The following is a 10463-nucleotide window of genomic DNA, read 5'->3' as shown; positions in this document are numbered from 1 at the left end:
ATTGTTGCACTCTAGTTTTGAGTGTTGGGGCCGTTGCAACAAGTAAGGCACGCATTGACACGACCACCCCCTGTGGGTGGCGCATCCACTATACGATTCTGAAACAACACACCACGCGTCAGCGTGCGACTGTTTCACACTGTTTCGGCGGCTATAGCGGCGGGGAAACGCCCGGACCCATTCCGAACCCGGAAGCTAAGCCCACCAGCGCCAATGGTACTGCACTCTAACCGGTGTGGGAGAGTAGGACACCGCCGAACAACAACCCAATTTAGGCCCCCTGACCACGTCAGGGGGCCTAAATGTGTGACATGCTCTTCAATATGATTGGTTGGCGATGACGGACAGCTCCAGGGATCGGCGCGACAGTTCGAGTCGAGGCGGCGGCCGCGGCGGAAGCGGTCGGTCGAGCGCAGACCGTTCGAACTCCGATCGTTCGGGTCGGGATCGGTCGAGTTCGGATCGCAGCTATTCGGATCGGTCGAACTCCGGGCGGTCAAGCACCGGGCGTGGCGACAGCCGCGCCTACGGGAATCGGGGCGGAGGCGGTACCAGCGGCAGTGGTCGGTCCGCTGGGCGACCGGAACGGAGCAACCGCGGCCCGCGTGATCGCGATCGGCCCAATACCCGCGGAACCGTTCGGACCGACGAGCCGGCCATTCCCGACGAGGTAACCGCAGCCGACCTCGATCCCGAGGTGCGGCGCGACCTTCTCAGTCTCGACAAGGCCAATGCGGAGCAGGTGGCACGACATCTGGTGATGGTGATGAATCTCCTCGGTGAGGATCCCACCGCAGCGCTAGCGCATGCGCGAGCGGCACGCGAACGTGCGGGCCGAGTCGGCGTCGTGCGTGAAACCGCAGGAATCGCGGCATATACCGCCGGCGAGTGGCAGGAAGCCCTCGGCGAACTGCGAACTGCGCGACGTCTCACCGGCAGTAATGCACTCCTTCCGTTGATCGCCGACAGCGAGCGCGGACTCGGGCGTCCCGATCGGGCTATCGACCTCGCGCGCAGCGCGGAGGGGCGCGCTCTGACCGGCGAAGAGGCCACCGAGATGCTCATCGTCGAATCTGGTGCTCGTCTCGATCTCGGTGAGCCGGAGAAAGCGGTCGTCACACTTCAGGCGGCGAATCTCAAGCCCGGCCAGACTGGTGACGGTCCGGCGCGACTCTTCTACGCATACGCGACTGCGCTGCTCGCTGCGGGTCGACGTGACGACGCCGTCACGTGGTTCATGAACGCCGCGTCGGCCGACATCGAAGACATCACTGACGCCGAGGACCGCCTCGTCGAGCTGGCCGACGGCGTCGACCTGGTGGAGCCCGGCGTCGACGAACAGACTGCACCCGCGCCGGTGATTTCTGAGCCTGCCGAAGCGCGTCGGGCCGCACCGGCGCCGACTGAGACTACTGAGCCCGCCGACGAGCGGCCCGCCGCATCCGCCCCGACGGAGATTCTAGAGTCGGCTGACGAGGTCCAGGCCGAACCTGTGCGGGAGGTCTCGGAAAAATCTGCAGAGGCCGAGGTGGGATCGAGCGCATCCGAGTCGGCGGAGGAGTCCGACGCGGACGGCGGCGTCGAACAGGTCGAAGCCGAGACGCCGACACCCGAGCCGGTCGTCGCATCGTTGGCGAGTGGATATGACGCGCTGCTGCTGGATCTGGACGGAACGGTCTTCGCCGGGGCCGAGGCATTGCCGGGTGCTGTCGAGGCGCTCGCCACCGTCGGCGTTCCCGCTTATTACGTCACAAACAATGCCAGTCGCCGTGCCCCCGACGTCGCTGCTCATCTGACGGAGCTGGGCTTCGAAGCCGTCGCCGATCAGGTCGTGACGAGTGCACAGGCCGCGGCGCGGATGCTCGGACAGCAGCTGCGCCCGGGTTCGCGGGCGCTCGTCGTCGGGACCGACGGTTTGGCGCAGGAGGTCCGCGAGGTCGGAATCGGCGTCACACGCAGCGCCGACGATCGGCCCGATGCCGTGATTCAGGGACATTCGCCGACTACGGACTGGGCGATCCTGTCCGAGGCGGTCCTCGCGATCAACAACGGGGCCCTCTGGGTGGCATGCAACATCGACCCGACGCTGCCGTCCGAACGGGGATTCCTGATCGGCAACGGCTCGATGGTCGCCGCGGTGGCCAACGCGACCGGCAAGACTCCGCTCGTCGCAGGCAAGCCCGCGGCGCCGTTGATGGCCGACGCCATCGAACGGTCGGCATCGACGCATCCGCTCGTGGTGGGCGATCGACTGGACACCGATATCGAGGGCGCCGTAACCGTCGGCGTCGACAGCGCGGTCGTCCTGACCGGCGTCACGACGGCGTCGCACCTGCTGGTTGCCATTCCCGAACAGCGCCCGACGTACGTCGTCGACGATCTGCGCGGGCTGCTGAGCGCGCCGGACACCGCGCGCATCGGCGAACAGCCGGGGTGGACCGTCGTGGTCGAGCGGCGTGAGAACGAGATCAGCGTCGACGTGTCCGCTGCACCGGATGCGGTCGACGCCGCACTGCTGCCGGCACTGGCGGCAGCCACCTGGTCCGCGCTGGATGCACAGGGCGGCAACGAGTCTGAGTCCGACGTGGTCGTGACGATCACCACCTCCGACGACCGGGTACGCGGCCTGCTCGACGCGCTGGGCGTGCGATAGCGTAGGAGGCGATGACTTCTCCCGTACCCGGACCGCCTAAGCCTTCGGACATCTCCCGGCGGCCTGATCCCGCGCCGACGGCATCGCCCGACGCTGTGGTGCAGCGGGTGGATGAGTTGCTCGCGCAGGTCGACGCGGTGCGCGCGACGTCGTCGCAGTCCGGTGGCGACGGGGTCGACCTCGGGGCGCTGGAACGTCAGGCGGTTCTCCTCGAACAAGCGCATCAGGTCTTGTCGGTGGCCCTCGAAGACGTCGATCGTGCCACCTAACCCGCGTGCCCGCCTCGACGCCGAGTTGGTGCGGCGTGGGCTCGCGCGATCGCGTGAGCACGCGCGTGAACTCATCGGCAACGGCGAGGTGAAGGTCAACGGCACGCAGGCGACCAAGCCGGCGACCAACATCACCCGCGACACCCCCGTGATCGTCGCCGCCGTCGAAGTGGAGTGGGCGTCGCGCGGCGCCCACAAACTCCTCGGCGCACTCGGCGAGTTCGGTCCAAGCGGCGTGCGCGTTGCGGGCAAGAGGTGCCTCGACGCCGGGGCGTCGACCGGCGGCTTCACCGATGTGCTGCTCAGCGAGGGCGCGCGAGAGGTCGTCGCCGCCGACGTCGGCTACGGGCAGCTGATCTGGCGACTGCGCAATGACCCGCGGGTAATCGTGCACGACCGTACCAATGTGCGCTCGCTGACGCCGGAAATCATCGGTGGACAAGCAGACCTGACGGTCACCGACCTGTCGTTCATCTCGCTGAAGCTGGTGCTGCCCGCCCTCGCGGCATGCACCGCCGACGGCGGCGACCTGTTGCCGATGGTCAAGCCGCAGTTCGAAGTCGGCAAGGACCGTGTCGGCGCGGGCGGCGTGGTGCGCGACCCACAGTTGCGGATGAGCGCGGTACGCGAGGTGATCGGCGACGCGCAGCGCCTCGGTCTGCAGCTGCGCGGCGTAGTGGCGAGTCCGCTTCCGGGGCCGTCGGGCAATGTCGAATACTTCGTCTGGCTGCGCAAAGAGCCGCCCGGCGAGCAATTATCAGAGTCTGTGGAGACAATGATCGCGACCGCGGTCGAACAGGGACCGCAATAGAGTGCCGGGCTACAGGTGTCGGGAGGAAACAAGTGTCGGGCGGAGATGAATCGGTGGCCACGCGTGAGTTCCTAGTGGTCGCACATACCGGCCGGGAAGCGGTGACCGTCACGCTGGATGCGATTGCGCGGGCGTGTGCCGGTGCCGGAGTGAAGCTGCGCATCGTGGATTTCGACACGATGGAACACGATTCGGCGGCCGTCGGGCACAACGATCCCGCGGGCCATCCCGTTGACCCCGACCATCTGCGTGCTCTCGGGGCAGAGGTCGAGGTGACCGAGGTCGACACGGCGTCGGCGCACGGCTGCGAATTGGTGATCGTGCTCGGCGGCGACGGTACTTTCCTGCGTGCCGCCGAACTGGCCTACCCGGAGTCGGTTCCGGTGCTGGGCATCAACCTGGGGCGCATCGGTTTTCTCGCCGAGGCGGAGGCCAATCGGGTCGAAGAAGTGATGGAACGGCTTATCGCGCGCGACTATCGGATCGAGGCGCGCATGACTCTCGACGTGGCGGTGATCAACCCATCGGCCTCGGCGGACACGGCCGTGGTGCGGACGTGGGCCCTCAACGAAGTCGCGATCCAGAACCGCACCAATCAGGGCGTGCTGGAATTGCTGACCGAGGTGGACGGCCGACCGGTGTCGGCATTCGGCGCCGACGGGCTGCTGGTGTCGACGCCGACCGGGTCCACCGCGTACGCGTTCTCGGCGGGTGGGCCGGTGATGTGGCCCGACCTCGAGGCCATCTTGATCGTGCCGAGCAATGCCCATGCACTGTTCGCGCGTCCGATGGTGACGAGCCCGCGGTCGAAGATCGCCATCGAGATCGACAAGGAGGGTCGTGCCGCCGTCGCGCTGTGCGACGGTCGGCGCGTGATCGATGTCCCCGCTGGTGCCCGCGTCGAAGTGCGACGTGGTTCGCGGCCGGTCCACTGGGTTCGCATCGACTCCGATCCGTTCGCCGATCGCCTGGTGACGAAGTTCGACCTGCCGGTGACCGGCTGGCGCGGAAGAAAGGTCTGACGTGCTCGAAGAATTGTCGATCCGCGGCCTCGGCGTCATCGAAGAGGCTTCGGCCGAATTCCATCCCGGATTCACCGTGCTGACCGGTGAGACCGGCGCGGGCAAGACGATGGTGGTCACCAGCCTGCATCTGCTCTCCGGCGCCCGCGCCGACCCGACCCGGGTACGGGTCGGGCACGAGAAGGCCACCGTCGAGGGCCGGTTCCGGTTGGTCAACCCGTTGGCCGAGGGCGAAGCGACTACCGACCCGGAACTCGCCGAGCTGCTGGAGTCGGCGGGTGCCGACGTCGACGACGACGATTCGGTCATCGCCGTGCGTTCGGTGTCGGCCGACGGCCGCTCCCGCGCTCATGTGGGTGGGCGTTCGGTGCCGGTGGGGCTGATGGGGCGGATGACGAGCCGCCTGCTGACCATTCATGGCCAGAACGACCAGCTCAGGCTGCTGAAAGGTGCGCAACAGCGTGCCGCGCTCGACCGGTTCGCGGGTAAGAACGTGGCGCGCTCGCTGCGCGCCTATCAGAAAGCCCGCAATCACTGGCTGGAACTCTCCGCCGATCTGGCGCAGCGTCGGGCTAATTCCCGTGAACTGGCGCAGGAGACCGACCGCCTGCGGTTCGCCGTCGACGAGATCGCCGCGGTGGATCCCCAACCGGCCGAGGACGTCGAGCTGGTCGCGACCATCCGGCGGCTGTCGGACCTGGAGACCATACGCACCGCCGCGGCCGGCGCGCAGGGCACCGTCGTGGGGGATGTGAATTCCGACGGCGGCTCGGTGATCGAAGGCCTCGGCTACGTGCGCAGCGTCCTGGAGGCCTCGGGTGACGAGACACTGCGCGGGCTGCTACCGCGAGTCGCCGAGGCGCTCGCCGTGGTCTCCGACATCGGCGACGAGTTGACCTCGTTCATGTCGGACCTGCCCACCGACGCGGGCGAACTGGAACAGCTGCTCACCCGCCAGCACGATTTGCGCTCGCTGACCCGCAAGTATGCGGCCGACATCGACGGTGTCCTGGAGTGGTACACCACGGCACAGGCGCGGCTCGCCGAGATCGACAACCCGGCCGAGTCGATCGACGAACTCGAAGCGTCGGTGGCCGCGGCGCGCGACGACGTCGCCGCAGCGGCGTCGAAGCTGCACGATCAGCGGGTCACCGCGGCGAAGTCGCTGGCCAAGCAGGTCAGTGCGGAGTTGCTGGGTCTCGCGATGGGTGGCGCGGCGCTGGTCGTCGACGTCCGCTACGACGCCGTCGGGTCCGACGATTCCGGGTCGTCGGACGATCCCACGATTCCGGTGACCGGGGCGGATGGCACGGTAGCGGCCCGGGCGGGTTCGTCGGGCGCCGACGTCGTCGAGTTCTCCCTGCGCGCCCACGCCGACGCGGTGCCGCTGCCGATCGCACGGTCGGCGTCGGGCGGTGAGCTGTCGCGGGTGATGCTCGCGCTGGAAGTGGTGCTCGCCGCACCCGAGGGCGGGTCGATCATGGTGTTCGACGAGGTCGACGCCGGCGTCGGCGGTGGTGCGGCGGTCGAGATCGGCCGCAGGCTCGCACGGCTGGCCCTCAAACACCAGGTGATCGTCGTCACGCACTTGCCGCAGGTCGCCGCCTTCGCCGACAATCACGTCGTCATCGGAAAGAACATCGCCTCGGGCACGAAACGCTCGCCGGGTGGTCATACCTCGACGGTCCGTACCCTGACCAGAGATGAACGGATCGGCGAATTGGCCCGAATGCTGGCCGGCCTCGGCGATTCCGACACCGGTCGGGCGCATGCCGAAGAGTTGCTGACGACCGCCGAACAGTATCGAAGCGTACGGAAGGAAACCAATGCCGGAAGCTGATCCCGACGTCGTCACCGTCGCACTGCACGCCGAATTTCTGACGGCCGAGAAGCGTGAGGTCGTCACCGGCAAAGCGCAGGTGCGCAAGACGATCGAGACCGAATCGGCCGAGGTGAACGTCGACGTCGAGCGTGAGCACGCCGACGTGACCCGCGTCGCCGTCGACAATCGGGTGGTGACGAGCGCGCCGGAACCCTATTGGGACGGCGACACGTATGTCGTTCCGGTGGTCGAAGAGGAATTGATCGTCACCAAAAGACTTGTGGTGCGCGAGGAAGTCCGCATTCGGCGGGTGCGCGGTACCGAAACGGTTTCAGTTCCGGCGACAGTTCGTCGCGAACGGGTCGAAGTGACCGAAATTGATGTAAACACTAAACCCGGGAAACACAGCCAACAATCCAACGATATTGTTTGAGCAATGATCAACGACGACGCGACATACGCAACGCTGAGAGGATCGACGAGATGATTGTGACGTTCGCCGGGTACGACATCAAGGTGGGGACCCCGGTGGTCTCCCGCGATGGCGCCGAAGTGGGCACGGTGGATTCGACGATCGGTGAGGACCTCGTCGTCAACGTCACCAATTCCGGTTCGCAGATGCTGCTGACCGAAAGCGGCGTGGCCGCGTTCGAGCCGGACTTCATCCGGCTCGGCAAGACCGCGGCCGACGTCGCGGCGGGGGACTACGCCAAGGTCGGCGAGCCGCCAGCGGCTGCTCCGGCACCGTCGGCTCCCGCGACTGCGGCTCCGGCGCCCGCGCACGTCGTCGAGCCCGAGCCCGTTGCAGTACCCGAGCCCGTTGCGGTACCCGAGCCCACCGCAATTCCCGAGCCTGCCGCGACCTCCGAGCCCGTCGCAACGCCCGAACCCGTCGCGGCTCCCGAACCCGAGCGGAGTCCGGAACCGGCAGCGGTCGCCGAACCCGCTGCGCCGGAGCCCGTCGCGGTTCCCGAGCCGACCCCCGAGCCGGAACCGGCTCCCGCACCGGTCGGCCTGCTGGCCGGGAAGGACGAGCCGGCGGCAGCCGAGACTCCCGCAGCCGCTGTCGACACCGCCGCGGAGGCCACCCCGGAGCCGGCCCAGCCGGCCGCGGCGACCGGAACTCCGGCCCCCGGTGGACAGACCATCCACCTGCACGCCGAGGACTTGATCGCAGCCAAGCGTCCGGTCGCGACCGGCGTGGTGAAGGTCGCGAAGAAGGTGCTCGTCGAAGACAAGGCCGTCGATGTCGACCTGTTCACCGAGAAGGTGACGGTCAACCGCGTCGACCTCGACGAGGACGCCGATGTCGACTACGCCTTCGAGGAAGGCGTCTTCGAGATCGAACTCAAGGGCGAAGAGGTCGAGGTCGGCAAGCGGGTGCGCCGCGTCGGGCAGGTCGAGGTGGGCAAGGAACGCCACACGACCACTCAGCGGGTCACCGGTCAGACTCGCCGCGAAGAGCTCGAAGTCAATGAGCAGGCCTACGACGCCTCGCGGCCCGACGGTGACACCTACGGCCACGTCGTCGCGCAACACTTGACCGACAAGGACTAGTCGTCGGGTCGGTCGGGGTTCGACCTGCTGGTGGCTCATCACCAGAGTTACTTGTGTGACAAAAGTGGCTAATGTTACGGCGCGCCTCCGCGTCGTAGCGGGTGCGTCGGTCGATGATGGGCGTCATGAAGATGCCTGCTTTGCTCGCCCGTACCACCGTTGAACTTCCTGGTGTCATCGGAATCGCCAGGATCGACAAGAACACCAAGCGGCTCGTCGAGCGGGTCGGCCCCGGCGACATCGCCATCCTCGACGAGGTCGACCTCGATCGAGTGACCGCCGACGCCCTCGTCGAGGCCAATGTCGTCGCCGTCGTCAACGCGTCGCCGTCGATCTCCGGGCGCTACCCGAATCTGGGGCCGGAAGTGCTCGCGGCGTCGGGCATCACGCTGCTCGACGACGTCGGCCCGGAGGTGTTCAAGCGGGTCAAAGACGGCGCCAAGCTGCGCATCGACAACGACAAGCTCTACATCGGCGAGCGTCGCCTGGCCAAGGGCACCGAACTCGGCGAGCGAGAGATCGCCGACATGATGATCGACGCCAAATCCGGGCTCGTCGACCATCTCGAAGCGTTCTCCGGCAACACCATCGAATTCATTCGCAGCGAATCGCCGCTGCTGATCGACGGAGTGGGCGTGCCCGACGTCGACGCGTCGCTGGCGGGCAGGCATGTGGTGATCGTCGCCGACGGTGCGTCGCATGCCGCGCAGCTGCGTTCGCTGCGGTCGTTCATCAAGGAGTACACGCCGGTGCTGATCGGCGTCGGCCGTGGCGCCGACACCTTGGCCAAAGCGGGCTACAAGGCGCAGATCATCGTCGGCGATCCCGAGGAGATCTCCAACGACACCCTGAAGTCGGGTGCGCAGGTGATCCTGCCCGCCGACCCCGACGGCCACGCACCCGGTCTGGAGCGGATTCAGGACCTCGGCGTCGGCGCGACGACGTTCCCGGCCGCCGGTTCGGCTGCCGACCTCGCGCTGCTGGTCGCCGACCATCACGGAGCGGAACTGATCGTCACCGCAGGTTACGGCGGCGGTCTCGACGACTTCTTCGACCGGTCGCGCCGGGAGAGTAACCCGTCGACGTTCCTGACCCGGCTCAAGGTCGGGCCGAAACTCGTCGACGCCTCGGCGATCGCCACCCTCTACCGCAGCCGGGTCTCCGGTGTCGCGATCGCGCTCGTCGTGCTGGCCGCGCTGGTCGCCGTCATCGCCGCGGTCATGTTGTCGTCGAGCGGCTCGGTGGTGACCGAATGGATTGTGGACCAATGGAATTCATTCGTCGCGTGGATCCAAACGGTGTGGAATCGATAAATTGATCTCACTGCGTCAACACGCCATTTCCATCGTCGCGATCTTTCTCGCGCTGACACTCGGCTTGTTCCTGGGGTCGGGGTTCATCGGCGACAAGGTCAACTCGGCGACCGGAACGTCGCGTGACCGGATCGGTGACCTCGAAGCACAGCGCGACAAACTGAACACACAGGTGAACGCGGGTAACAGTTTTGTCGCAGCCGTATCGCCCCAGTTGCTCGCGGGCAAGCTCGCCGGATCGTCGGTGATCGTGGTGACCGCGCCCAACGCCGCCGACGGCGACGTCGCCGCCGTCAAAGAAGCGTTGACCGCGGCCGGCGCCAAGTTCTCCGGGCAGATCGGGCTGACCGATCAGCTTCTCGGCGATCAATCGGCGGAGAAGCTGCGAACCATCATCGACCAGTCCATTCCGGCGGGCGCCTCGCTGCGGCCGGAGCTGACCGACTCCGGCGGGCGGGTCGGTGATCTGCTGGGCACATTGACGTTGAGCGCCACCGGAGTGGCTACGGCGTCGCGCAACGACGTAGTCAACGGTCTCGCGGCGTTGCGCGAAGGTGGGTACATCACCTACACCGACAACGCCGTCGGCACCGGACGTGCCGTGGTGGTGGTCACCGGCGACGCCTATCCGACGAGCTCGGGGGCGCAAGGCCAGCTCACCGCCAACCTCGCCGCCGCCATGGCGCGGCGCACCGGCGCCGGAATCCTGTTGGGCCGCACCGGATCTGCCGAAGGCGGCTCGCCGATCGCGGTGATCCGCGCAGACCCGTCGCTGCGCAACGAGATCTCGACCGTCGACAACGTCGATCAACAGATGGGGCGGGTGACGACGGTTCTCGCCCTGGCGGGTGACCTACACGGCAAGCCGGGTGCCTATGGCACCGGACCGGGAGCACGAGCCATCACCCCGAGTTCCTGAGAGGGTGCTGGTCAGTGCTGAGGGCGGACTCGCCACACTGCTGGTTGAGCCGGACCGGAGCGCCACCGCCGCTGGTTGAGCTGGATCGGAGCGCCAC

At 67.2% G+C, this 10463-nt stretch carries 9 protein-coding genes and 1 rRNA gene; all 10 read left to right on the top strand.

All coding sequences use genetic code 11. The annotated features are described in order from the left end of the window. The first annotated feature begins 143 nt into the window (after window positions 1-143). Window positions 144-260, top strand: a 5S ribosomal RNA gene (gene rrf, locus HH308_RS29115). Window positions 261-697: 437 nt separating this feature from the next. Beyond that, window positions 698-2653 (top strand): HAD-IIA family hydrolase, encoded by a 1956-nt coding sequence (locus tag HH308_RS29110; RefSeq protein ID WP_312870892.1) that lies wholly within the window; start codon window positions 698-700, stop codon window positions 2651-2653. Window positions 2654-2664: 11 nt separating this feature from the next. After that, complete coding sequence (locus HH308_RS29105; RefSeq protein WP_211188984.1) at window positions 2665-2922, top strand: hypothetical protein; 258 nt, start codon at window positions 2665-2667, stop codon at window positions 2920-2922. After that, window positions 2912-3733, top strand: coding sequence for a TlyA family RNA methyltransferase (locus tag HH308_RS29100; protein ID WP_170197789.1), 822 nt, complete (start codon window positions 2912-2914; stop codon window positions 3731-3733). Before HH308_RS29105 ends, HH308_RS29100 begins: the two co-directional genes overlap by 11 nt. 53 nt (window positions 3734-3786) lie before the next feature. Next, on the top strand, window positions 3787-4755 hold the full coding sequence (locus HH308_RS29095) for an NAD kinase (protein ID WP_312870891.1): 969 nt from the start codon (window positions 3787-3789) through the stop codon (window positions 4753-4755). Between the two features lies 1 nt (window position 4756). Beyond that, window positions 4757-6595 (top strand): DNA repair protein RecN, encoded by a 1839-nt coding sequence (gene recN / locus HH308_RS29090; RefSeq protein WP_170197787.1) that lies wholly within the window; start codon window positions 4757-4759, stop codon window positions 6593-6595. Beyond that, window positions 6582-7010, top strand: coding sequence for a YsnF/AvaK domain-containing protein (locus HH308_RS29085; RefSeq protein WP_170197786.1), 429 nt, complete (start codon window positions 6582-6584; stop codon window positions 7008-7010). Before recN ends, HH308_RS29085 begins: the two co-directional genes overlap by 14 nt. 50 nt (window positions 7011-7060) lie before the next feature. Then, the gene (locus tag HH308_RS29080; RefSeq protein ID WP_170197785.1) at window positions 7061-8134 is read left to right on the top strand and encodes a DUF2382 domain-containing protein; all 1074 of its coding nucleotides are present in this window, start codon (window positions 7061-7063) and stop codon (window positions 8132-8134) included. A 125-nt stretch (window positions 8135-8259) separates the two neighbouring features. Then, the gene (gene steA, locus HH308_RS29075; RefSeq protein ID WP_170197784.1) at window positions 8260-9447 is read left to right on the top strand and encodes a putative cytokinetic ring protein SteA; all 1188 of its coding nucleotides are present in this window, start codon (window positions 8260-8262) and stop codon (window positions 9445-9447) included. A 1-nt stretch (window position 9448) separates the two neighbouring features. Beyond that, a complete protein-coding gene (locus tag HH308_RS29070) occupies window positions 9449-10366 on the top strand; it encodes a copper transporter (RefSeq protein WP_170197783.1) in 918 nt (305 codons plus the stop codon). Window positions 10367-10463: the final 97 nt, after the last annotated feature.

The sequence above is a fragment of the Gordonia asplenii genome, assembly GCF_012933505.1.
In the GTDB taxonomy this organism is placed as follows: domain Bacteria; phylum Actinomycetota; class Actinomycetes; order Mycobacteriales; family Mycobacteriaceae; genus Gordonia; species Gordonia asplenii.
The sequence above is the reverse complement of the archived record's forward strand: the minus strand, read 5'-3'. Positions and strand labels throughout refer to the sequence as shown.

Excerpts from the sequence above, each read along its gene's own strand:
- HH308_RS29085 (WP_170197786.1), top strand. The coding sequence starts at position 6,582 with ATGCCGGAAGCTGATCCCGACGTCGTCACCGTCGCACTGCACGCCGAA.
- HH308_RS29105 (WP_211188984.1), top strand. The coding sequence starts at position 2,665 with ATGACTTCTCCCGTACCCGGACCGCCTAAGCCTTCGGACATCTCCCGG.
- HH308_RS29080 (WP_170197785.1), top strand. The coding sequence starts at position 7,061 with ATGATTGTGACGTTCGCCGGGTACGACATCAAGGTGGGGACCCCGGTG.
- steA (WP_170197784.1), top strand. The coding sequence starts at position 8,260 with ATGAAGATGCCTGCTTTGCTCGCCCGTACCACCGTTGAACTTCCTGGT.